The following is a 22,727-nucleotide window of genomic DNA, read 5'->3' on the forward strand; positions in this document are numbered from 1 at the left end:
AAAGCGGGCCGCGGACCCGGAGGTCCGCGGCCCGCTCAGAGCAAACTTACTCCGCAGCCGGAACGATGCTGACGGTCTTGCGACCGCGCTTCGTGCCGAACAGTACGTTGCCGGTCGCAAGCGCGAACAGCGTGTCGTCGCCGCCCCGGCCGACCAGGTCGCCCGGGTGGAACTTCGTGCCGCGCTGGCGGATCAGGATCTCGCCGGCGCTGACCAGCTGGCCGCCGAACCGCTTGACACCGAGCCGCTGAGCGGCGGAGTCACGGCCGTTGCGCGAGCTGGATGCACCCTTTTTGTGAGCCATGAGTGATCCGCCCCTTACTTCCCGCTCTTGATGCCGGTGACCTTGATCTTGGTCAGCGGCTGACGGTGCCCCTGACGCTTGTGGTAACCGGTCTTGTTCTTGAACTTGTGGATCCGGATCTTCGGACCCTTGGTGTGCTCGGCGATCTCGCCGGACACCGTCACCTTGGCAAGCTTGGCCGCGTCGGTCACCAGGTTGTCACCGTCGACGAGGAGGACTGCGGCGAGCGTCAGCGAGTCGCCGGGCACACCCGCGAGCTTCTCGACCTCGATCACGTCGCCCTCGGCAACCTTGTACTGCTTGCCGCCGGTCTTGACGATCGCGTACATCGGACGCGGACTCCCTGAGACTTACGCAGCAGATCGCTGCTTGGCGGATGGAGCTAAAAATCTCGGCCCTGGCCAGGATCTTGCATGGCTGGCACGAGAACATGGCGCCTAGAAAAGCGCCGTCAGAAAGCGTACTTCATGTGCAGGCCCGATCCCAAACCGGGGGCCACGCCGCAGCAGCTCAGCCCTTGCCGCAGGCCTTGTCCAGCTTAGCGGTCAGCTTGGCCATCCTGTCATGGTTGATCTTGGAGACGTCGCCCTTCAACGCCTTGACCTGCGAACTCATGTCGGTGAGTGCCGCCTTGAGCTTCGTATCGGTGGTGATGGCGGCCATGTTCGTGAGCGCGAAAGAGTAGTTCTCCACGTCACGGGCGATCTTTTCGGCGGCCTGCTGCTTGGCCACCGCGCCCTTGCTCGCCGCCTCGATCTTGAGCTTGTGGTCGGCGACGAACAGCTCGCCGAAGCTGGTGCTCGTGCGGCCGGCCTGGGCGCAGATCTGCTTGGTGTCGCCGGTGAGCGCGGCGTCGGCCGCCGCCGCAGCCGACGGGTCGGCCGGGGCCGGCGCGACCGGCGGGGTGTCACCGGCCGCCGGGGCGGCGCCGCCGGTCGGAGCGGCGTCGCCGGAGCAGGCGGCCGTGAAGGTCAGCGCGCCCAGGGCGACGCACACGGCGAGGCCCTGACGCGGGGAGATGCGGTGCATGGGGCTGGGTCTCCTCGGGGGGAAGGGGGAAGAGATCCCGCGAGGGTAACCGACATCACGACGGAAGCGGCCCGGTCAGTTAACTTTCTTTACCGAACCGCTCCCGGTCGATCAGTTTTCGCTCAGGGACGCGTACGCCGCCGGGCGCCACCCCGCCGCGAGCGGCGTCGCCCACCGGCGCCCGCGCCCACGGGCTCGTCGTCGTCCTCGTCATCCTCGTCGTCGTCGGCCGCGTCCGGGTCGTCCGTGCCGGCCAGCCGCAGCGGCTCGGGCTCGGCCGCCGGCGGGGCCGCCGACTCGTAACGGGACAGGTCGTAGCCGCTGATGTCGTATTCGTCGGCCGAGTCGTCCTTGGTCAGCGACGGGCGTCCGGCCGTGACGATGCCCGAACCGGCCACCGGGGGCAGCCCCGCGGTCTCGGCCGCCGGGTCGTCACCCTCGTGGCGCGCGGGCTCGGCCACGACCTCCACCGGCGCCTCGACGACCGGCGCCGTCTCCTCGACGACCTCGGCCACCTCGACGACCGGGGTCTCGCTGCCGCCACCGCCACGCCGCCGCCGGGACTTGCCCGCGGCCGGCTGCTGCTGCTGTGGCGGCGCCGGGGGCTGTTCCGTCCGGGCCGCCGCGGCGACCGCCTTGACCTGGTTCGCCGCGCCGCCGTTGGTCCGCTTCTCGGGCACCGGCTCGGTGTGGATCAGTACACCCCGGCCCTTGCAGTGGTCGCAGGTCTCGCTGAACGCCTCGAGCAGCCCCGAACCGATCCGCTTGCGGGTCATCTGCACCAGGCCGAGCGAGGTGATCTCGGTGACCTGGTGCTTGGTCCGGTCGCGGCCCAGGCACTCGGTCAGCCGCCGCAGCACCAGCTCGCGGTTGCTCTCCAGCACCATGTCGATGAAGTCGATGACCACGATGCCGCCGAGGTCGCGCAGCCGCAGCTGCCGGACAATCTCCTCCGCCGCCTCGAGGTTGTTGCGGGTCACCGTCTCCTCGAGGTTGCCGCCCGCGCCGGTGTACTTACCGGTGTTGACGTCGACCACGGTCATCGCCTCGGTGCGGTCGAAGACCAGGTGGCCGCCCGAGGGCAGGAACACCTTGCGGTCCAGGCCCTTGAGGATCTGCTCGTCGATGCGCTGGTCGGCGAAGACGTCCCCGCCACCGACGTAGCGGTGCATGCGCTCCAGCAGGTCGGGCGAGACCGAGTTGAGGTAGTTCTCCAACTCGCCGTACGCCTGCTCGCCCTGCACGATCAGCTCGCGGAAGTCCTCGTTGAAGAGGTCCCGCACGACCCGGATGACCAGGTCGGGCTCCTCGGAGAGGGCGACCGGGGCGTGACCCTCGGCCGACTTGCGCTGGATGTCCTCCCACTGCGCCTGCAGCCGCTTGACGTCGCGCGCCAGGTCGTCCTCGCTGGCGCCCTCGGCCGCGGTCCGCACGATCACGCCGGCGCCGTCGGGCACGAGCTTCTTGAGCACGTCCCGCAGGCGCTTGCGCTCGGTGTCGGGCAGCTTGCGGCTGATCCCGGACGCGTTGCCGTTGGGCACGTAGACCAGGTGCCGGCCGGAGAGCGCGATGTGGCTGCTCAGCCGGGCGCCCTTGTGCCCGATCGGGTCCTTGGTCACCTGCACCAGCACCGAGTCGCCGGAGCGCAGCGCCTGCTCGATCGAGCGGGCCCGCCCCTCGAGCCCGGTGGCGTCCCAGTTGACCTCGCCCGCGTAGAGCACGGCGTTCCGGCCCCGGCCGATGTCGACGAACGCCGCCTCCATGCTGGGCAGCACGTTCTGCACCTTGCCGAGGTAGACGTTGCCGACCATGGTGCCGGAGGTGGTGCGCGACACGTAGTGCTCGACCAGGACGCCGTCCTCGAGCACGGCGATCTGGGTGCGGTCCGGCTTCTGCCGCACGACCATCACCCGGTCGACCGCCTCGCGGCGGGCCAGGAACTCCGACTCGCTCAGGATCGGCGGGCGGGTCCGGCGCTGCTCACGGCCGTCGCGGCGGCGCTGGCGCTTGGCCTCGAGCCGGGTCGAGCCCGAGACACCCTGCACCTCGTCCGTACGCCGGGGCTCGCGCACCCGCACGACGGTGTGCACGCCGTCCTCGATGCCCCCGGTCTCGCCGTCCCCGGTCGAGCCCTTACGGCGGCGGCGACGCCGGCGGCGGGTCACGCCCTCGCCGTCGTCGGACTCCTCGTCGTCCTCGGACTCCTCGTCCGCGGAGGCTTCGGCGCCCTCGTCGGTCTCGTCGGTCTCGCCGTCCTCGGCGGGACCCTTGCCCCGGCCGCGGCCACGGCGGCCACGGCGGCGGCGACGACGACCCGCGGCGCTGTCGTCGTCATCGTCGTTCTCGTCCTCGACGCCGTCCTCGACGTCGTCGGCGCTCTCGTCGGTCTCGTCGACCGGCTCCTCGACGGGCGGCGCGATCACCTCGGCCACCTCGGCCTCGGGGGGCTCGTCGGCCGCGCCCCGGCGGCGACGCCGGCTGCGGCGGGGCGCCTCGGCCGGCTCCTCGGTCACCACGACCGGGATCTCGGCCACCTCGGCCTCGGCCTCGGAGACCTCGGGGATGAGCGGGGTCTCGACGACCGCGGGCGGCTGGGTGGCGCCACGGCGGGAACGCCGGGCCGGAGCCGGAGCGGTCTCGGTGGCCTCGGGCGGCATGAACAGCACGGCGGGCGGAAGGGCGGCGGCGCGCCGGCCACGGCGCGGCGCGGGCTTCTCCTCGACGAAGTCGGCGTCCAGCGGGATGACCCCGATGATCGGCGTGCCCTCGGCCGCCGGCTCGGTCTCGTCCGGCTCGGCCTCGGCGACCGGCTCCTCGCCCTGGACGAGGGCTTCGACGGGCACCGGCTCGGCGGGGGTCTCGACTGCGGGCGGCGCCTCGACCGGGGCGACCGGCTCCTCCGCCACGGCGGGGGCGGCGGCCTTCTTGCGGCGGGCCCGGGTGGCCTTCACCGGCGGCACGGGCTCGGCTGCGGCCTCCTCCTCCGGCGGCGCGGCCGGGGCGGCCGCGGGGGCAGCGGCCTTCTTACGGCTGCGGGTGGCCTTCTTCACCGGTGCGGGCGGCGCCTCTTCGGCCGCGGGCGCGGGAAGATCCGAGGCGGCCGGGGCCTCGTGGACGTTCGCCACCGGGTCGGACGGGCTCGCGGCCGCGTCCTGGGCGCTCGCGGCCTCGATGGCCGCACCCGGCTCGGCAGCCGGCGCCTCCGCAGAAGCGGCGGGGGCCGCCGCTTTGCGACGCGGCGCACGCGTCCGGCGCGCGGGGGTGGTGGTGGCGGCGGTCTCGGGCGGATTGGCTCCGGCCCCTTCACCGCCCTGCTCTCCCAAGTTGTCTTGGGGCTCGTTATCGAGCATGGGGCGCTCTCCAGTTCTGGCGGCCCCGGGCGCGTTTGAGCGCTGCCACGCAGGGTCGCCGCAAGTGTTTCGGTCCCGCCGGGTGAGCGGAGGGCTGCCGAAGTCTGTCAACGGACGCCGGCTGCAACCAGCGCCCGGCCGATGGAGCGTTCCTTACCCCGGAAGGGCCGGTTCGCGATCCGCGTCCAACGGATCGACGATCTCCCCCTGTGCGGTGAGCGTGCCCTGGGCCAGCCGGGTCACCCGTGGGGGCACCGGCGGCTCCAGGCCCGCCGCTACGCGCAGGCCGGAAAGGACGTCATCGGGTCGTACGGCGGGCGTCACCTGTCGTACGACAAGGTCGATTATCGCACACGGCGCGCCGTCCGCCTCGGAAGGTCCGCCGGACTGCTCCGTCACAGCGATGTGCGTCACTGCCTCGCGGGCGTCGAACGAGCGCCGGCCCTGCTTGGTCATGCGCTCGACCAGCACTTCGTCGAGATCGGCGAACGCCTTGACCGCCGCCGCGGCGACCGCCGGGTCGACCGACGGAAGCTCCAGGAGCCACCGCGAGGCGTCGATCCGGTCGGCCAGGCTGCCGGACCCGGCCACCACCGCGTCGAGGATGTCGAGCCCCGGCGAGAGCGCCGCGTCGAGGGCCAGGCGCAGCTGCTCGGGGTCGACCTCGCGCTGCAGCCCGATCTCGAGGTATTCGGCCTCGCTGCCGACGCCGGTGGGCGCCGCGCTCGCGTACGAGATCTTGGGGTGGGGGGTGAAGCCCTGCGAGAAGGCGATGGGCACGGCGGCCCGCCGCAACGCCCGCTCGAACGCGCGGGCGAAGTCGCGGTGCGAGGTGAAGCGCAGCGGGCCGCGCTTGGCGTAGCGGAGGCGGATCCGCTGGACGATCGGGGCCTGCCCGCCGACGGGCTGATTCTTGGCCATGTCAGACCGGCTGACGCAGCGGGTTGACCGGCGTCAGAGGCAGCAGCTTCTTGCCGGTGGGGCCGATCTGGATCTCGGTGTCCATCGACGGGCAGACGCCGCAGTCGAAGCACGGGGTCCACCGGCAGTCGTCCTGCTCGAACTCCGACATCGAGTCCTGCCAGTCCTGCCAGAGCCAGTCCTTGTCGAGGCCCGAGTCGAGGTGGTCCCAGGGCAGCACCTCGGAGTGCTGACGCTCGCGGGTGGTGTACCAGTCGAGGTCGACGCCGAAGCCGGGCAGCACCTCGGCGCAGGCCTCGACCCACCGGGAGTACGAGAAGTGCTCGCTCCAGCCGTCGAAACGGCCGCCCTTCTCCCAGACCCGGCGGATGACCGCGCCCACCCGGCGGTCGCCCCGCGAGAGCAGGCCCTCGATCAGCGACGGCTCACCGTCGTGATAGCGGTAGCCGATCGCACGGCCCAGCGAACGGTCGGAGTTGATCTCCTGCTTGAGCATGCGGAGCCGGGCGTCGATCACCTCGGGACGCACCATCGGCGCCCACTGGAACGGGGTGTGCGGCTTGGGCACGAACCCGCCGATCGACACCGTGCAGCGGATGTCCTTGGTGCCCGCGGCGACCCGACCGGCCTTGATCACCTCGTGCGCCATGCGGCCGATCTGCAGCACGTCGTCGTCGGTCTCGGTGGGCAGGCCACACATGAAGTAGAGCTTGACCTGACGCCAGCCGTTCGAATACGCGGTGACGACCGTGCGGATCAGGTCTTCCTCGGTCACCATCTTGTTGATGACCTTGCGGATGCGCTCGGAGCCGCCCTCGGGCGCGAAGGTCAGGCCCGTACGGCGGCCGTTCTTCGACAGCTCCTGGGCCAGGTCGATGTTGAAGGCGTCGACCCGGGTGGACGGCAGCGACAGCGAGACGTTGGTGCCCTCGTACTGCTCGGCCAGCCCGGAGCACATGTCGCCGATCTCGGAGTGGTCGGCGCTCGAGAGCGAGAGCAGACCGACCTCGTTGAAGCCGGAGAACTCGAGGCCCTCCTTGACCATCTGGCCGACCGTGGTGATCGAGCGCTCCCGCACCGGGCGGGTGATCATGCCGGCCTGGCAGAACCGGCAGCCACGCGTGCAGCCGCGGAAGATCTCCACCGCATAGCGCTCGTGGACCGTCTCGGCCAGCGGGACCAGCGGTTTCTTGGGGTAGGGCCAGGCGTCGAGATCCATGGTCGTGCGCTTGGCGACACGGAACGGCACGTCGGGGCGGTTGGGCACCACACGCTGGATGCGGCCGTCGGCGAGGTAGTCGACGTCGTAGAAGCGGGGGACGTAGATGCTCTCGGTGCGGGCGAGACGCAGCAGCAGCTCGTCGCGGCCACCCGGGCGGCCCTCGGCCTTCCACTCCCGGATGATGCCGGTGATCTCGAGGACGGCTTCCTCGCCGTCGCCGAGCACGGCGGCGTCGATGAAGTCGGCGATCGGCTCCGGGTTGAAGCTGGCGTGGCCGCCGGCGAGGACGATCGGGTCGTCGTCGCCGCGGTCGGCGCTGTTCAGCGGGATGCCGGCGAGGTCGAGGGCGGAAAGCATGTTGGTGTAGCCCAGCTCGGTCGCGAACGACAGACCCAGCACGTCGAACGCCTTGACCGGGCGGTGCGCGTCGACGGTGAACTGCGGGACGCCGTGCTCCTTCATCAGAGCCTCGAGGTCGGGCCACACCGCGTAGGTGCGCTCGGCCAGCACGTCGTCCTGCTCGTTGAGCACCTCGTAGAGGATCTGAACGCCCTGGTTGGGCAGACCCACCTCGTACGCGTCGGGATACATCAGCGCCCACCGGACCGAGGTGGCGTCCCAGTCCTTGACGACGGCGCCGAGCTCGCCGCCCACGTACTGGATCGGCTTGCTGACCCGGGGCAGCAGCTGCTCGAGCTGCGGGAAGACGGAACGTACGCTCATGGGCCTCTAGGGTACGCGGGCTAACCAGTAAGATCCGCCGCGGCCCTGTCGAGGTTGGTGGCCAGCAGGTCCTCCCGGAAGGCGCACAGCTGGAGAGTCATCCGGGCCGCGCCGGTCTCGCCCACCACGAGCCGGGCCGGTATGGCGTGCTCGTCGAGATCACCGAGCAGGGCGTCGAGCAGTCGGACCCCGGCGCTGTCGAGGAACGAGACGGTGGTGAGGTCGATCAGCACCTTCCCGGCCTTCTCGATCCGCTCGACGATCGCCTTGCCGATCTCCGGCGCGTTGGACAGGTCGATCTCTCCGGTCAGCGACACCAGCTCGGCGTCGCCCAGCGTCGAGAACGTGACCCAGCGCTCCAGCTGGCCGACCGGCACCGGACGCCCACCCCGTGTGAATTCCATTACGACGCCTCCCGGCGGCCCCGGCGCATGGTGACCGTGGTGCCGTCGCCGCGGTCGAACAGCACCTGATCCATCGACTCCCGGATCAGCTGCAGGCCGCGGCCGCGGGACACGTCGGTGACCGGGCCACGCCAGGTGCCCCGATCGGTGACCCGGACCTCGACCGCGTCGTCCGTCACCGTCGCCACGACATCGATCATCCCGAACGGGTCGTCACGATAGCCGTGCTCGATCGCGTTGGCCACCGCCTCGGAACAGGCCAGCAGAACGGCGTCGCGGCACTCCGGTTCGACCCCGTGGGCCACCAGCCAGGCCCGCAGGTCGGCGCGGAGCAGGGCGATCTGCATGCGGTCGGCGCCGATGGTGCGCTCGATGCGTTCCTCGGTGCCCAGCGTCAGGCAGAGCATGCAGACGTCGTCGGTGTGATCTCGGCCGACCAGGGTGTCGGCCAGCCCGGCGGCCAGGCCCTGCAGCGGCGCGTCGCGGCGTCTCGCGTACTCCCGGGCGAGCAGCTCGAAGCCCTTCTCGATGGACCGGCTGCGGCGCTCGATCAGACCGTCGGTGTAGAGCAGCAGGCGACTGCCGGCGGGCAGCCGGCGGCGGTGCTCGGTGCGCGTGCGGTTGCCGGCCCGCGAGCCGAGCGCGGCCGAGCGGGCCTGCAGCAGGTATTCCGGCGATCCGGCCGGCTCCTGCAGCAGCGGGGGCAGATGACCGGCGCACGAGTACGCCATCTCACCGGCGGCCAGGTCGACCTCGACGTACGCCACGGTGGCCATGCGGGCCGACTCGACCCGCTCGACGAACCGGTCCAGACCTTCGATCAGCCGGGCCGGACCGGCCTCGTTCGAGGCCAGCGCGCGTACGGCGCTGCGCAGCTGGCCCATCGTGGTGGCCGCCTCGATGCCCCGCCCGACCACGTCGCCGACCACGACGGCCAGCTTGTCCTTGGTGATCTGGAAGGCGTCGAACCAGTCGCCGCCGACCTCCAGGTCTTGAGCGGCGGCCTGATAGTGAGTCTCGACGGCGAACCGGGTGTCGCCGCCGGGCAGGTCACCGGCGAGCAGACTGCGCTGCAGGGTGCGGGCGATCTGCCGCTCCTGCTCGTAGAGCCGGGCGTTCTCGAGCGCGAGCCCGGCCCGGTCGGCCAGCTCGACCAGGAACGCCCGCTCGGCCGCGGCGCCACGCCGGTCGGGCGCCATCCGCAGGGCCAGCGTGCCCAGCACGAGCCCGCGCGCGGTCAGCGGCAGCACCGAGCAGTCCAGCTGGTCGCCGTCGGCCGGGAACCTCGGCTCGCCGCCGGCCGCCACCTTGCCCAGGCGCTGGCTGAGCAGTTCCTCGTCGGGGCGCGGGCCGCCGGCCGTCTCGACGACCGGGGTCGCGCCCACGTGCAGCCGCACCTCGGCCCAGTCGGCGATCTCGGGCACCACCCGGTCGACCAGGCGCCGGGTGCGCGGCAGCAGCCGGTGCAGCTCGTCGAGCGAGCGGGTGGTCGCGGCCAGGAAGATCGAGCGTTCCTCGCGGCGGCGGACGTCGTCGTAGAGCCGCGCCCGGTCGAGCGCCTGGCCCGCCTGCTGGCCCAGGAGGCGGACGACCCGCAGCTCACCGTCGGTCAGGGTGCGCTCGCCCTTGAAGCTGAAGGCCAGCACGCCCAGCGTCTCGGACCCGGTGCTGTCGTCGGCCGTTCCGGTGGTCAGGGGCAGCAGGACCACGGTGTTGCGGCCCGAGCGGCGCATGCTGTCGACCAGGTCGGGGAAGTGCTCGCGGGCCTCGGTGAGCGAGCCGACCACGTGCAGGTCGCCGCGGTCGGCCACCCGCGCCACGGCGCGCGGGGACGAACGGGCCATGTCGTCCCAGTTGCCGGTGGTGGGGTCGGTCGAGGCGACCGCGTAGATCGTGTCGCGCTCGGGGTCGACCAGGTAGATGCTGCTGCTGGCCGCGCCGAAGGCGGCCTCGGGCGCCCGCACCACCGCCTCGGCCACCTCGGCCTCGGTCGGCGCGGCGGCCAGGTCGGCCACGATCTGCTGCAGCACCCGGACCCGCCGCTCGGAGGCCTCGGCGATCTGCCGGGCCAGGAGCAGCTCTTTTTCGTACTGGCGGCGCTCGGTCGCGTTGAAGACCGTCGTGCGGATCGCCTTGGGCTGCCCCGCCTCGTCGCGGCCCAGCATCGAGTTGACCAGGGTGGGCAGCCGGCGGCCGTCCGAGCAGACCACGTCGAACGCCAGCTCGTGCACCTCGTCCTGCATGCGCAGCAACGGGGCGTAATGGGTCTCGTGATAGATCTGCCCGCCCGAGGTGAGCAGGTCACGGAAGCGCCGGTGGCCGACCAGCTCGCCTCGGGTGTAGCCCGTCCAGCTCAGGAACGTCTGGTTGACCCGGACGATCGTGCCGTCGGGGAGCGTGGTCAGATACCCGCACGGCGCGTGCTCGTACAGGTCATCGGGGTCTTCGTCCCAGGGCGCGCGCAACTCCTGCGTCACGTCTGGCCCACCAGAGTCACTCACGGTCCGCCGCTTCTAAAGCCAAGCCTTCATGGCGTTGATCGTCTCTTCCGGCGCGCTCAGGTTGGGACAGTGTCCCGTGGCGTTCAACTGCACGAACGTGCTCCCGGCGGTGTGCTTGTAAACGTAGTCGCCGACGAAGGTGGGCGCGATGACGTCGTCGGCGCACTGCAGGATCAGCGTCGGCGTACGCAGTTTGAGCAGGTCGTCGCGGTTGTCGGAGAGGAACGTGACCCGGGCGAACTTCTTCGCGATCTCGGGGTCCGTCCGGCAGAAGCTGTTGGTCAGCTCCTGGCCGAGCTCGGGCCGGTCGGGGTTGCCCATGATGACCGGCGCCATCGTGCTCGACCAGCCGAGGTAGTTGCTGTCGAGCGAGTCGAGCAGCGAGTCGATGTCGGCCCGGTCGAAGCCGCCCACGTAGTCCTCGGCGGGCTCGTTGATGTAGCGGGGCGACGGGCCGACCAGCACCAGGCGGGCGAACCGCTCGGGTTCCTTGATCGCGGCCAGGACGCCGATCATGGCGCTCACCGAGTGCCCGACGAAGACGACGTCCCACAGATCGTGCTCGTGCAGGATCTCGAGGATGTCGTCGGCGTAACCGTCGAGCGAGGAGTAGCGGTCGTCGTCGTAGGCCGACAAGTCGGACTTGCCGCTGCCGACGTGGTCGAAGAGGACGAGCCGATGCGAGTCCGCGAAGGCCGGAGCGACGAGTCGCCACATGTTCTGGTCGCAGCCGTACCCGTGAGCGAACACCATCGGCTGACCGGCGGCATTTCCGGTCAAAGTGATGGCGTTTCTCTGTGTCGTTCTCATGTCCCGGTAACCATACGGCTCCAAAGCGTCTTGCACATCGCCCCGGTTGTCCGGCATTTGTATCGCGGATCCGGCCCCCGAGTCGAGGCCCCGGGTGGCACACCGCCTCTAACCTGGGACTCGACCGCCTCGCCGGGATCTTGCCCGGCAGTGAAGGAGATCGACGGATGGCCGACCCGCAGCCGGAGGAAACCAGGCCGGCGGACGGAGTGCCCGACCCGACCCGGGTCGACACTGGTTCGGAACCCTCCACGGTGGACGCGCCGGTTCGCTGGAGCGGCTCGGCGGCCGTGACCGCGCCGGCGCCCAAGCGACCGTGGTGGCGCCGCGACCAGCCGCCGCAGCCGGTCGAGCAGCACGAGCACTGGGCCACCACCCCGGCCGTCGACCCCTGGGCCGACCAGGACACGCCGTGGGACTCGTTCGCGCTGGAGTTCGAGGGCACCGAGGCCGAGGCGGCCACCCCGAAGCCGGCCCCGCCACTGCCGCCGACCCGGATCGAGGCGCCGCCCCCCACCCGCGTCGAGCCGCCCGCGCCCGCTCCGGCCGCGCCCGCGCCGCCTCCGCCTCCGCCTCCGGTGAGCGAGCAGATCAAGCAGCCACCGGCCCGGGCGCCCAAACCGTCGAGGAAGGAGAGGAAGGAACGGAAGCGGCTCAAGAACACCCCGCCGCCCGCGGTCAACCGCCTGCCGATCCAGACCCGGCCGCCGGGCCCGCCGTCCGGCCCCATCGTGCACGGCCGCCCGCTGCCGGCCCCGCCGCCGTGGGCCCCGCGCCCGGCCGCCCGTCCGATGCCGCCGCCGCGCCGCAAGCGCCGCTGGGGCCGCCGCCTCGTGTTGCTCAGCCTGATCGGCGTGGTCTGCTGCTGCGGCCTCCCGTTCGCCTGGACGCAGTCGCCGGCCGCCGAGCAGTACCCGGTGTCCGCCGCGCTGCCGGACTCGTTCGCCGACCTGCGGCTGCGCGACACCGAGGAGACCGGCCCGAGCGGGTTCGCCGGTGTCTATCGCGACGGCCGCGGCAAGCGGGTCACGGTGTTCGGCGAGACCGGCTTCCGGCTCACCCCGGGCTCCGACGTGCAGGCGCGCATCGACCAGGCCGTCGCCGACTACGGCCTGACCGGCGTGCAGTCGTTCGACCTGGGCGAGTTCGGCGCGCACGAACGCTGCGGCACCGGCCGCGAGAAGGGCACGCCGGTGGTCGTCTGCGCCTGGGCCGACCACGGCAGCCTGGCCACCGTGCTGCTGACCCGGCGCTCGGTCAGCGACAGCGCCGACCTGGTCGCCCGCCTGCGCGACGAGGTGCTGATCCCCGGCTGACCCGCGCCCGTCGCCCGCCCGCGCGAAGATCTCCGGACGGCCCGGTTGACCGGCCGGGGCGCGGGCACGATGACGGGATGACCCCACGCTGGCTGTTCGCCGACCAGCTCGGCCCGCACTTCCTCGACTCGCCGCGGCAGGAGGCCCTGCTCGTGGAGTCCAAGGCGGTGTTCCGGCGGCGGGCCTTCCATCGGCAGAAGGCCCACCTGATCCTGTCCGCGCTGCGGCACCGGGCCCGCGACGACGGCGTACGGCTGATCCGGGCCGAGACGTACGCCGAGGCGATCACCGAAAAGGTGACCGTCTGCCATCCCACCTCGCGCGCCGCCCGCGGCCTGGTGCACCGGCTGCCCCAGGTCGCCGAGGTGCTGCCGCCACGGGGTTTCGTCACCGCGCCCGCCGACTTCACGGCCTGGGCTCACGGCCGCCACCACCTGCGCCTGGAGGACTTCTATCGGGACGCCCGGCAGCGGCACGGCATCCTGATGGACGGCGACGAGCCGGCCGGGGGCAAGTGGAACTTCGACGCCGACAACCGCGAGCCGCCGCCGCGTGGCGCCCGGACCCTGGACGTCCCGGCCCCGCCCGCGATCACCGAGGACGAGATCGACCAGGAGGTCCGGGCCGATCTCGACCGGTGGCAGCGCGACGACGGCATCGAGTTCGTCGGTCGCGACGGCCCGCGCCTGTTCCCGGCGACCCGGCGTGAGGCGCTGGCCCGGCTCCGGCATTTCGTCACCCACCGGCTGCCGCACTTCGGCCCGTACGAGGACGCGATGCTCGCCGGTGACCCGTGGATGAGCCACAGCCTGCTCAGCTCGTCGATGAACCTGGGCCTGCTGGACCCGCTGGAGGTGGTGGAGCGGGCCGAACAGGCGTACCGGGAAGGTGCTGTTCCGCCGGCCGGCGCCGAGGGGTTCATCCGGCAGATCATCGGCTGGCGCGACTTCATCTGGCACCTGTACTGGTATTTCGAGCCGGACTACCGCGCCTCGAACGAGCTGGGCGCCCGGCGGGAGCTGCCGCGCTGGTTCGCCGGCCTGGACGCCGACGCGGTCGAGGCGCGCTGCCTGTCCGACGTGCTGGCCGGGGTCCGCGACCGCGGCTGGGTGCATCACATCCCGCGGCTGATGGTGCTCGGCAACTACGCCATGCAGCGCGGCTGGCGGCCCGGCGCGATGGCCGACTGGTTCCACCGCAGCTTCGTCGACGGCTACGAGTGGGTGATGACGGCCAACGTGATCGGCATGAGCCAGTTCGCCGACGCCGGGCGGATGAGCACCAAGCCGTACGCGAGCGGAGGCGCCTACATCAACCGCATGAGCGATTACTGCGGCGGCTGCCGCTACGACCCCCGGGTCCGGGTGGGCGACGACGCCTGCCCGTACACCGCCGGTTACTGGGCCTTTCTGGCACGCAACGAGAAGGCCCTCACCGGCAACCACCGCATGCGGCAGCCGCTGAACGGCCTGCGCCGGCTGGCCGACGTCGAGGCGCTCGTCGAGCAGGAGCAGGCCCGCGGCTCCCGAGCTCCCTAGCCCTGGTCCTTGGGCTGCTTGGCCGGGGCGTAGCGCGGGACGTATTCCTGGCCGGTCAGCTTCTGGATCTCGGCCATGATCTCGTCGGTGAGCTCGCGCAGCGACGTGCGGTCGTCGGCCCGGCCCTCGGGGTCGATCGGCTTGCCGAACTTGACCGTGACGACGCCGCGGGCCGGCTTGGGCAGGAGCTGGCCGATGGGCTGCACCTTCTCGGTGCCGATCATGCCGACCGGGATGATCGGCACGTGGGCGGCCACGGCGAGGCGGGCGGCGCCGGTGCGGCCGCGGTAGAGCCGGCCGTCGGGCGACCGCGTGCCCTCGGGATAGATGGCGACCGCGTCACCGGCCTTGAGCACCGGGATCGCCCCGTCGAAAGCGGTCAGCGCGGCCCGGCCGCCACCGCGCTCGACCCGGATCGCGCCGAGCCCGTGCATCAGATTGCGGTTGAACCAGCCCTTGACGCCGCTGCCGTCGAAGTAGTCCGACTTCGCCCAGAAGGCGAGGTGACGGGGCTGCGCCGAACCGAGGAACAGTTCGTCGGCGACGGACAGGTGATTGCCGGCGAAGATCACACCGCCGGTCCTGGGGATGTACTCGAGGCCCTCGACGCGCGGGCGCCATCCGAGCATCATCGCGTTGCCGACGGTGAGCTTGCCGATCGAGTAGAGCAGCGGCAACTGAGGTTCCTCCGGGGACAAAGGACGTGCGCAGACGTGGGGGGAGCGCGGTCAGGTTACCGGAGGGAAACCCGGAAGTCCCTGCCGCTCCGGCCGACCGGCCCGGACATTCACCGCAGAGACGGCAAATGCCCGGGCCGAGTAGCTTGATTCACACGGCCTTCGCGACCCGGACGGTCACCTGATCTGCCTCGCCGACCTCGCCGGCGAAGCCGCTCTCCCCAGCTTCCGCCGTCGTGAGCAAGGTCGCCAGGGTTTCCCCGGCCACGAAGTCGCGATGCGTCTCGACGGCCGCCCGGACGGGCCCGGCGGCCGAGACGACCAGCGAGATCCGGTCCGACACGTCCAGGCCGGCGTCCCGCCGGGCCTGCTGCACGACGCGGATGACGTCGCGGGCCAGACCCTCGGCCGCCAGCTCGGGAGTGACCGCCGTGTCGAGCACCACGACGCCCGCCCCGCCGGGCAGCGGGGCCGAGTTCTCGGCGTCCGCGGCGACCAGCTTCAGCTCGTACTCACCCTCGGCCAGGGTGACCCCGGCCGCGACCGGAGCACCGTCGACGAGCTGCCAGTCGCCCGCCTTGACCGCCTTGATGACCTGCTGCACCTGCTTGCCGACGCGCGGGCCGAGCGCCCGGGGCACGACGGTCAGAACCTGCTCGCAGTACGCCGCCACGTCGTCGGTGAACACCACGTCCTTGACGTTGACCTCGTCGGCCACCAGGTCACCCAGCGAGGCCAGGGCGGCCGCGTCGGGCGTGGCCACGGTCAGCCGGGCCAGCGGCAGCCGGACGCGCAGGGCCCGCGCCTTGCGCAGCGAGAGCGCGGCCGAGGCCACGTCCCGGATGGCGTCCATCGAGGCCACCAGCTGGTGGTCGGCCGGGAAATCGGCGGCCGAGGGCCAGTCGGTCAGGTGCACCGAGCGGCCGCCGGTCAGACCGCGCCAGATCTCCTCGGCGGTCAGCGGGGCAAGCGGGGCCACCACCCGGCACACGGTCTCGAGCACCGTGGCCAGGGTGTCGAACGCGTCCCGGTCGCCCGCCCAGAAACGGTCCCGCGAACGCCGTACGTACCAGTTGGTCAGCGCGTCGAGATATGACCGGACCGAGGCGGCCGCACCCGAGATGTCGTACTCGTCCATCTGGCGCTGGACGTCGGTGACGAGCTCGTTGGTCTTGGCCAGCACGTACCGGTCCAGCAGGTGCGGCGAGTCCGCCCGGAAGGTCGCGGCATGGGACGACGCGTTGGCGTAGAGCGAGAAGAAGTACCAGACGTTCCACAGCGGCAACAGCACCTGGCGCACCGAGTCGCGGATGGCCACCTCGGTGACCGGCATGTCCCCGCCCCGCAGCACCGGCGACGACATGAGCATCCAGCGCATCGCGTCCGACCCGTACGAGTCGAAGATCTTGTAGACGTCCGGGTAGTTGCGCAGCGACTTGGACATCTTGCGCCCGTCCTCGCCGAGCAGGATGCCGTGGCTGAGGCAGTTGCGGAACGCCGGACGGTCGAACAGCGCGGTGGCCAGCACGTGCATGGTGTAGAACCAGCCGCGGGTCTGGCCGATGTATTCGACGATGAAGTCGCCCGGGTAGTGGTGCTCGAACCAGTCCTTGTTCTCGAACGGATAGTGCACCTGGGCGAACGGCATCGACCCGGACTCGAACCAGCAGTCCAGCACCTCGGGCACGCGGCGCATGGTGGACCGGCCGGTCGGGTCGTCCGGGTTGGGGCGGGTCAGCTCGTCCACGTACGGGCGATGAAGGTCTTCGATCTTGACGCCGAAGTCGCGTTCCATCTCCTCGAACGAGCCGTAGACGTCCACCCGGGGATAGGTGGGGTCGTCCGACTTCCACACCGGGATGGGCGAGCCCCAGAACCGGTTACGCGAGATCGACCAGTCGCGCGCGTTGGCCAGCCACTTGCCGAACGAGCCGTCCTTGATGTGCGCCGGCGTCCAGGTGATCTCCTGGTTGAGCTCGACCATCCGGTCACGGAACTTGGTGACGGCCACGAACCACGAGGACACCGCCTTGTAGACCAGCGGGGTGTCGCAGCGCCAGCAGTGCGGGTACGAGTGCGTGTAGCCCTCGTGCCGCAGCACCCGGCCCTGCTCCTTGAGCAGCGCGATGATCGGCTTGTTGGCCTCGAACACCTGCACGCCCTGCCAGTCGGGCACGAGCGCGGTGAAGCGGGTGTGGTCGTCCACGGTCACGACGGTCGGGATGCCGGCCGCGTTGCAGACGTTCTGGTCGTCCTCACCGAATGCGGGCGCCTGGTGGACGACGCCGGTGCCGTCCTCGTCGCTCACGTAGTCGGCCGCCAGCACCTGGAACGCGTTCGGCCCGCCCGCCTCGACCAGGAAGTCGAAGAGCGGGGTGTACCGGCGGCCGGCCAGGTCACGACCCTTGACCGCGCCGACCTTCTCGAAGCCTTCCAGTTCCTTCCCGTACGCGGCCACCCGCCCCGCGCCCAGGATGACCTTGCGGCCGTCCTTCTCCATCACCGCATACTCGATGTCCGGTCCGACGGCCAGGGCGAGGTTGGACGGCAGGGTCCACGGCGTCGTGGTCCACACCGCGATGTCCTCGCCTGTCTCCAACCGGAACGTCACCGTCAGCGCCGGATCAGTGCGGTCCCGATAGACGTCGTCCATGCGCGTCTCGGTGTTCGACAGCGGGGTCTCGCACCGGAAGCAGTAGGCCAGAACCCGGAAGCCCTCGTAGACCAGGCCCTTGTCGTGCAGCGTCTTGAAGGCCCACATGACCGACTCCATGTAACTGGGGTCGAGGGTCTTGTAGTCGTTGCCGAAGTCGACCCACCGGGCCTGGCGGGTGACGTAGCGCTCCCAGTCCTTGGTGTAGGCGAGCACGGAGTTGCGGCAGGCGTCGTTGAACTTGTCGATGCCGAGCTCGACGATCTGCGCCTTGGTCGTGATGCCGAGCTGCTTCTCGGCCTCGACCTCGGCGGGCAGGCCGTGGGTGTCCCAGCCGAACCGGCGCTCCACGTGCTTGCCGCGCATCGCCTGATAGCGCGGCACCAGGTCCTTCACGTAGCCGGTGAACAGGTGCCCGTAGTGCGGCAGCCCGTTGGCGAACGGCGGGCCGTCGTAGAAGACGTACTCGTTGCTGCCGTCCGCCCCGGCCGGCCGCTGCTCGACGGACGCCTCGAACGTCTTGTCGGCCGCCCAGTGCTCGAGGACCGCGCGCTCGACGGCGGGCAGGTCGGGGCTGGCCGGCACGCCCGTGGCGTCGGTGTGCTTGGGATAGGCCATGATCGGTGGGTCTCCTCGTGGCAGTCGTCGTCAGACTGCGAGGACGAGCCGTCGGGCCCGCGGTACCACCTCGCTTGACGGATCTCTCCGCCCGCTCATTCTCTGCGGCCGCCGCCACCCGGTTTTACTGAGACCCGCGGGTCCGTTCTTCCGGAAGCTCCCCGGTGATGGCCGGATCGTCGCCTGCGCACAGACAACGATACCGGCCGTCGCCGTATTTCAGCGCCGCGGGGCGGGCAGGGTCGTGCTCCAGAGGGACACACCCTCCCGGTCCCGCAGGTTCACCGTGAACGCCCTGGTCTCGGCATCGATCTCGACCTCGCCGAAGTGCTGGAAGCCGTCGGCCGGGGAGGTGTTGGCCGCAGGCGGGGCGTTCACGAACGCGGTCCGCGGGCCGAACGTGCCGTCGAGCGCGTTCGGGCCGAACGCGCCGGCGTGGGCCGGGCCGCTCACGAACTCCCAGAACGGCGTGAAGTCCTGGACCGCCGCGCGGGCCGGGTCGTAGTGGACCGCCTGGGTGTAGTGCACGTCGGCGGTGAGCAGCACGATGCCCGAGACGCCGTGCCGGTGCGCCGACTGCAGCACCCGGGCGAACTCCAGCTCACGGCCCTGGGGCGCACCCGGATCGCCCTGGGCCACGCCCTCCTGAGCGGCCGCGCCGTCCGGCACGACCAGGCCCAGCGGCAGGTCGTTGGCGATCACCTTCCAGGTCGCGCGGGACTCGCGCAGACCCCGGATCAGCCACTCCCGCTGTTCGCGCCCGAGCAGGCCGCGGTCCGGGTCGGCGTACGTGTTGCCGTCGTTGACGTCCTTGAAGGTGCGCATGTCGAGCACGAAGATGTCGAGCAGCGGCCCGTACGAGATCTTGCGGTGGACCGGGCCGGACCGCATCGGCGTCGGCACCCACTCGTGGTAGGCCTGCCGCGCCCGCCCGGCCAGCACGTCCACCCGCTTCTCGGTGTAGCGGGCGTCGTCCAGGATCTCGCCCGGGTACCAGTTGTTGGTCACCTCGTGGTCGTCCCACTGGTTGATCTGCGGCACCTCGGCCGCGAACGCGCGGTAGGCCGGGTCGAGCAGGTTGTACGCGTACTGGCCGCGGTATTCCTTGAGGGTCTCGGCGACCTTGAGCTTCTCCTCGGTGAGCACGTTGCGCCAGATCCGGCCGTCGGGCAGCGTGACCGTCTCGGCGAGCGGCCCGTCGGCGTACACGGTGTCCCCGCTGTGCAGCAGGAAGTCCGGCCGGCGCCGCCGCATCGACTCGAAGAGCTTCATTCCCCCGTACGCCGGGTCGATGCCCCACCCCTGCCCGGCCACATCGCCGGTCCACACGAAGCGGATGTCCTCGCGCCGCGTGGGCGCCGTGCGCAGCGACCCGCCGACCGGCGCGCCGAACAGCCCCGGCCGTTCCAGGCTCTCGGCCCGCACCCGATAGTGCAGCCGCTCCCCCGAGGGCAGGCCGCGCAGCGTCAGCTTGCCGGTGAAGTCGGTCTCCGGGGTGACCACCGGCCCCCGCAGCACCCGCGCGCCCCGGAAGTCGGGCCGCCGGCTGACCTGCACCCACAGCCGGCCGGGCCGATCCGCGCGGCTCCACACCACGGCCGAGCCGGCCACGGCGTCACCACTCTGAACACCATGCGTGAGAACGGGCCGGGACCCGGCCGAGGAGAAGGCCGGCGCCCCGCCGGCCAGGCCGGCCACGCCGCCGGCCACCCCGGCGCGCAGCAGATTCCGTCGTGAGATCGAGGTCATGACTGATGCCTATCGATCCCGCATGTCCGCCGGGTGGCCATCCCCTGAACTCCACCCGGTCATCTGCGAAGCCTCCGGACTTAGGATGCCGGTGTGATCCGGATCGAGATCGATGAGCCGACGCTGTCGCGTACCCGGATCGCCATCAGCCCGCTGGCCGAGGTCTTCTGCAGTCTCAGCCTGCTGCAACGCCACCCCGGGGCGGTGCCGTGGCCGTACGAGGGATGGGCCCGGCGGGCGCGCGCGATGACCGAGCCGGTCTCGCTCTATCTGACGCTGCCGTCGGTCACGCCCGACTTCCTATGCCCTCCGCCCGTGACGCCGATGCCGACGATCGCCGAGCAGCTCGACCAGCTGCGGGCCACGCCGGCCGAGGTGATCGAGGCCGAACTGGCCAAGCACTATCCGGACGGGAACGTGCTGCCGGCGCTGCGGCCGTTCCGCGACGACCGGGAAGCCGCCCTCGACCGGCTGGCCCGCGGGATACGGGCGTACTGGGACGCCGCGATCGCGCCCTACTGGCCGGCCATGCGGGCCGCGCTGGACGAGGAAGTGCTGTTGCGGGCGCGCGCTCTGGCCGCCGACGGGCCCGACGCGCTGCTCTCCCGGCTGCACGACCGCATCCGCTGGGAACGGCCCGTGCTCACCCTGATCAAACCGCTCGAGCAGTCGTTCGAGGCGGTCAACCAGCGGCTGCTGCTGGTGCCGCTGATCTTCTCGCGGGGCGCGCTGATGTGCTCCGGCGACCAGCCCGACCTGATCATGGTCACCTATCAGTCGCGCGGGGCGGCGGTGCTGGCCGAGACCCCGGCGCTCCCGCCCGACGACGACCGGCTGGCCATCCTGGTCGGACGGGGCCGGGCCGCCGTGCTGCGCGCGCTCGTCGTGCCGGCCACCACCACCGCGCTGGCCCCCACGCTCGGCCTGGCCCCGAGCACCATCTCGGAACACCTGGGCGGCCTGCTTGCGGCCGGGGTCGTGCACCGCCGCCGGGCCGGGCGCCGCGTGCTCTACGGCCTGGAGCCCGCCGGCGTCGCCCTCGTGCGGCTGCTCGGTGAGGATTCGGCCCGCGCCGAATTCGTTTCCTAGACCGGGGTCGATCTCCTAGCGTTCCGCGCATGGGGAGCAACAGTGCCGATCACGGCTATGCCATCGAGGCCGAGAACTTACGCCGGACCTACCGGGCGCGGACGGGCTGGCTCAAGCCCAAGCGCACCGAGGTCGAGGCGGTCCGCGGGGTGACCTTCACGGTCGGCCGCGGCGAGCTGTTCGGCCTGCTCGGACCGAACGGCGCCGGCAAGACGACCACCATCAAACTGCTCAACACCCTGCTCATCCCCACCTCGGGGACGGCCCGGATCTGCGGCCACGACGTCGAGAAGGAGACCCGGGAGGTACGCCGGCGGATCGGTTACGTCTTCGGCGGCGACCGCGGCCTCTACGACCGGCTGTCCGGGCTGGACAACCTGCGCTACTTCGCCGAGCTGTACGGGGTGGCGCCGCGCGAGCAGAAGCGGCGCATCGGCGATCTGCTCGAGCTGGTCGGTCTGACCGGGCGCGAACGGGAACGGGTCGAGGGTTATTCGCGCGGCATGCGGCAGCGCCTGCACATCGCCCGCGGGCTGCTGCACTCACCCGACGTGCTCTTCCTCGACGAGCCGTCGATCGGGGTCGACCCGGTGGCCGCGCGCGAGCTGCGGCGCACGGTGGCCGACCTGGCCGCGACGGGCACGACCGTGCTGCTCACCACCCACTACATGGCCGAGGCCGACGAACTGTGCGACCGGATCGCGGTGATCGCCGACGGGCAGATCCAGGCCATGGGCACGCCCGCCGAGCTGCGCCACCGCGCGGACGGGCGCCGGGTCGTCGAGGTCGAGGCGTATGGGGTTCCGGAGAGCGCGGTCGAATCGTTGCGCGGGCTTCCCGGCGTACGGGAAACGGCGGTTGAGGCTCGTGGCGCCCTGCAGCTGCTGACCGTCCACTCCGACGCGCACGTGGACGTTCAGAGTGACGTGCTGCGGGAGCTGGCCGGGATCCGGCTCGGCCGCGTGAACAGCCGCGAACCGACCCTCGAGGACGCGTACGTCGCGATCGTGAGCGCCGCATGAGCGTCCTCCGCTTGCTCACGGTCGGCACGCTGCTGCACGCCAAGCAGATCAGCCGCTCCCCCTTCGAGGTGGCGATCGCCCTGGTCGTGCCGGTCGTGCAGGCCACCCTGGCCGTCTATCTGTTCCGCGCCGGCGGCGAACAGCACCGTCTGCTCGAAGCGGCGGTGGGCGCCGGCGTGATGGGCGTCTGGTCCTCCGTGCTGTTCGGTTCGGGCGGCGCGATCCAGAGCCAGCGCTGGCTGGGCACCCTCGAAATGATCATGCTGGCGCCGCGGCGACCCGTGCTGGTGATCCTGCCCATCACGATCGCCACCGGCCTGACCGGCATCTACGCGTTGCTCGCCACGCTGATCTGGGGCCGGCTCCTGTACGGGATCAGGCTCGACTTCGCCCACCCGGTGGCGTTCGTCGTCGCCGCCGTCGTCTGCGTCGTCGCGCTCGGCATGTTCGGTCTGCTGCTGGCGGCCACGTTCGTGCTCATGCGCAACGCGAACGCGCTGGCCAACACCCTCGAGTATCCGGTCTGGCTGGTCTCCGGGATGCTCGTGCCGATCACCGTGCTGCCGTCGTGGACCGGACCGATCGCCGCCGTCCTGCCCACCACCTGGGGCGCGCGGGCGCTGCGCGAGGCGACCAGCGGCGGCCCGGTCTGGCCGTCGGTCGGGATCTGCCTCGGCATCAGCCTGCTCTGCCTGGTCGTCGGCGGACTGGCCCTCACCCGGGTCGAACGCCGCGCCCGCGCCGCCGCCACCCTGGCCCTCGCATGATCGCCCGCCCGCAGATGAGGGCCTGCCCAGGAGG

At 71.5% G+C, this 22,727-nt stretch carries 17 protein-coding genes; 5 read left to right on the top strand and 12 right to left on the bottom strand.

Features of this window, described 5'->3' with window-relative positions:
- Nucleotides 1–46 precede the first annotated feature (46 nt).
- The 9 genes from rpmA to ACZ3I4_RS46870 form a co-directional block, all read right to left on the bottom strand.
- Nucleotides 47–304, bottom strand: coding sequence for a 50S ribosomal protein L27 (gene rpmA, locus ACZ3I4_RS46830; protein ID WP_184953201.1), 258 nt, complete (start codon nucleotides 302–304; stop codon nucleotides 47–49).
- Nucleotides 305–318: 14 nt separating this feature from the next.
- Nucleotides 319–633, bottom strand: coding sequence for a 50S ribosomal protein L21 (rplU, locus tag ACZ3I4_RS46835; RefSeq protein ID WP_184953202.1), 315 nt, complete (start codon nucleotides 631–633; stop codon nucleotides 319–321).
- A gap of 181 nt (nucleotides 634–814) precedes the next feature.
- Entirely contained in the window at nucleotides 815–1,333 is a 519-nt protein-coding gene (locus ACZ3I4_RS46840; protein WP_465388657.1) for a hypothetical protein, read from the bottom strand.
- Nucleotides 1,334–1,455: 122 nt separating this feature from the next.
- Nucleotides 1,456–4,683, bottom strand: coding sequence for an Rne/Rng family ribonuclease (locus tag ACZ3I4_RS46845; RefSeq protein ID WP_465388658.1), 3,228 nt, complete (start codon nucleotides 4,681–4,683; stop codon nucleotides 1,456–1,458).
- Nucleotides 4,684–4,836: 153 nt separating this feature from the next.
- Complete coding sequence (locus ACZ3I4_RS46850) at nucleotides 4,837–5,604, bottom strand: TIGR03936 family radical SAM-associated protein (protein ID WP_465388659.1); 768 nt, start codon at nucleotides 5,602–5,604, stop codon at nucleotides 4,837–4,839.
- Nucleotide 5,605: 1 nt separating this feature from the next.
- Nucleotides 5,606–7,549 carry a TIGR03960 family B12-binding radical SAM protein gene (locus tag ACZ3I4_RS46855; RefSeq protein WP_465388660.1) on the bottom strand — a complete coding sequence of 648 codons (1,944 nt, stop codon included), beginning with the start codon at nucleotides 7,547–7,549 and terminating at the stop codon, nucleotides 5,606–5,608.
- 20 nt (nucleotides 7,550–7,569) lie between these two features.
- Nucleotides 7,570–7,953, bottom strand: a complete 384-nt coding sequence (locus tag ACZ3I4_RS46860; RefSeq protein ID WP_465388661.1) for an STAS domain-containing protein — start codon at nucleotides 7,951–7,953, stop codon at nucleotides 7,570–7,572.
- Nucleotides 7,953–10,430, bottom strand: coding sequence for a SpoIIE family protein phosphatase (locus ACZ3I4_RS46865; protein WP_465388662.1), 2,478 nt, complete (start codon nucleotides 10,428–10,430; stop codon nucleotides 7,953–7,955). The genes ACZ3I4_RS46860 and ACZ3I4_RS46865 overlap by 1 nt, the downstream gene beginning before the upstream one ends.
- Before the next feature lie 36 nt (nucleotides 10,431–10,466).
- Entirely contained in the window at nucleotides 10,467–11,264 is a 798-nt protein-coding gene (locus tag ACZ3I4_RS46870) for an alpha/beta fold hydrolase (protein WP_465388663.1), read from the bottom strand.
- 167 nt (nucleotides 11,265–11,431) lie between these two features.
- Between ACZ3I4_RS46870 and ACZ3I4_RS46875 the strand changes: the two genes are divergently transcribed.
- Together ACZ3I4_RS46875 and ACZ3I4_RS46880 are read left to right on the top strand one after the other, a co-directional pair.
- Nucleotides 11,432–12,580, top strand: a complete 1,149-nt coding sequence (locus ACZ3I4_RS46875; RefSeq protein WP_465388664.1) for a hypothetical protein — start codon at nucleotides 11,432–11,434, stop codon at nucleotides 12,578–12,580.
- Nucleotides 12,581–12,657: 77 nt separating this feature from the next.
- Nucleotides 12,658–14,118, top strand: coding sequence for a cryptochrome/photolyase family protein (locus ACZ3I4_RS46880; RefSeq protein ID WP_465388665.1), 1,461 nt, complete (start codon nucleotides 12,658–12,660; stop codon nucleotides 14,116–14,118).
- Here the strand turns inward: ACZ3I4_RS46880 and ACZ3I4_RS46885 are convergent.
- The 3 genes from ACZ3I4_RS46885 to ACZ3I4_RS46895 all read right to left on the bottom strand — a co-directional run bounded on the left by ACZ3I4_RS46885 (nucleotide 14,115) and on the right by ACZ3I4_RS46895 (nucleotide 19,815).
- Nucleotides 14,115–14,795, bottom strand: a complete 681-nt coding sequence (locus ACZ3I4_RS46885; protein ID WP_465388666.1) for a lysophospholipid acyltransferase family protein — start codon at nucleotides 14,793–14,795, stop codon at nucleotides 14,115–14,117. The two genes, ACZ3I4_RS46880 and ACZ3I4_RS46885, sit on opposite strands and share 4 nt — an antisense overlap.
- A gap of 151 nt (nucleotides 14,796–14,946) precedes the next feature.
- A complete protein-coding gene (ileS, locus tag ACZ3I4_RS46890; protein WP_465388667.1) occupies nucleotides 14,947–18,066 on the bottom strand; it encodes an isoleucine--tRNA ligase in 3,120 nt (1,039 codons plus the stop codon).
- A 219-nt stretch (nucleotides 18,067–18,285) separates the two neighbouring features.
- Nucleotides 18,286–19,815 (bottom strand): alkaline phosphatase D family protein, encoded by a 1,530-nt coding sequence (locus ACZ3I4_RS46895; RefSeq protein ID WP_465388668.1) that lies wholly within the window; start codon nucleotides 19,813–19,815, stop codon nucleotides 18,286–18,288.
- A 93-nt stretch (nucleotides 19,816–19,908) separates the two neighbouring features.
- Between ACZ3I4_RS46895 and ACZ3I4_RS46900 the strand changes: the two genes are divergently transcribed.
- From ACZ3I4_RS46900 to ACZ3I4_RS46910, 3 genes are read left to right on the top strand one after another with little or no spacing between them, the layout of a single operon-like run.
- Nucleotides 19,909–20,904 (top strand): ArsR/SmtB family transcription factor, encoded by a 996-nt coding sequence (locus tag ACZ3I4_RS46900; RefSeq protein ID WP_465388669.1) that lies wholly within the window; start codon nucleotides 19,909–19,911, stop codon nucleotides 20,902–20,904.
- 29 nt (nucleotides 20,905–20,933) lie between these two features.
- Entirely contained in the window at nucleotides 20,934–21,926 is a 993-nt protein-coding gene (locus tag ACZ3I4_RS46905; RefSeq protein ID WP_465388670.1) for an ABC transporter ATP-binding protein, read from the top strand.
- On the top strand, nucleotides 21,923–22,693 hold the full coding sequence (locus ACZ3I4_RS46910; protein ID WP_465388671.1) for an ABC transporter permease: 771 nt from the start codon (nucleotides 21,923–21,925) through the stop codon (nucleotides 22,691–22,693). Before ACZ3I4_RS46905 ends, ACZ3I4_RS46910 begins: the two co-directional genes overlap by 4 nt.
- Nucleotides 22,694–22,727 lie beyond the last annotated feature (34 nt).

Source organism: Actinoplanes sp. NPDC021490 (assembly GCF_055562135.1).

Bases quoted from the DNA above. Each gene is read 5' to 3' on its own strand.
- rpmA (WP_184953201.1), bottom strand. From the start codon at position 304: ATGGCTCACAAAAAGGGTGCATCCAGCTCGCGCAACGGCCGTGACTCC.
- rplU (WP_184953202.1), bottom strand. From the start codon at position 633: ATGTACGCGATCGTCAAGACCGGCGGCAAGCAGTACAAGGTTGCCGAG.
- ACZ3I4_RS46840 (WP_465388657.1), bottom strand. From the start codon at position 1,333: ATGCACCGCATCTCCCCGCGTCAGGGCCTCGCCGTGTGCGTCGCCCTG.
- ACZ3I4_RS46845 (WP_465388658.1), bottom strand. From the start codon at position 4,683: ATGCTCGATAACGAGCCCCAAGACAACTTGGGAGAGCAGGGCGGTGAA.
- ACZ3I4_RS46850 (WP_465388659.1), bottom strand. From the start codon at position 5,604: ATGGCCAAGAATCAGCCCGTCGGCGGGCAGGCCCCGATCGTCCAGCGG.
- ACZ3I4_RS46855 (WP_465388660.1), bottom strand. From the start codon at position 7,549: ATGAGCGTACGTTCCGTCTTCCCGCAGCTCGAGCAGCTGCTGCCCCGG.
- ACZ3I4_RS46860 (WP_465388661.1), bottom strand. From the start codon at position 7,953: ATGGAATTCACACGGGGTGGGCGTCCGGTGCCGGTCGGCCAGCTGGAG.
- ACZ3I4_RS46870 (WP_465388663.1), bottom strand. From the start codon at position 11,264: ATGAGAACGACACAGAGAAACGCCATCACTTTGACCGGAAATGCCGCC.
- ACZ3I4_RS46875 (WP_465388664.1), top strand. From the start codon at position 11,432: ATGGCCGACCCGCAGCCGGAGGAAACCAGGCCGGCGGACGGAGTGCCC.
- ACZ3I4_RS46880 (WP_465388665.1), top strand. From the start codon at position 12,658: ATGACCCCACGCTGGCTGTTCGCCGACCAGCTCGGCCCGCACTTCCTC.
- ileS (WP_465388667.1), bottom strand. From the start codon at position 18,066: ATGGCCTATCCCAAGCACACCGACGCCACGGGCGTGCCGGCCAGCCCC.
- ACZ3I4_RS46895 (WP_465388668.1), bottom strand. From the start codon at position 19,815: ATGACCTCGATCTCACGACGGAATCTGCTGCGCGCCGGGGTGGCCGGC.
- ACZ3I4_RS46905 (WP_465388670.1), top strand. From the start codon at position 20,934: ATGGGGAGCAACAGTGCCGATCACGGCTATGCCATCGAGGCCGAGAAC.
- ACZ3I4_RS46910 (WP_465388671.1), top strand. From the start codon at position 21,923: ATGAGCGTCCTCCGCTTGCTCACGGTCGGCACGCTGCTGCACGCCAAG.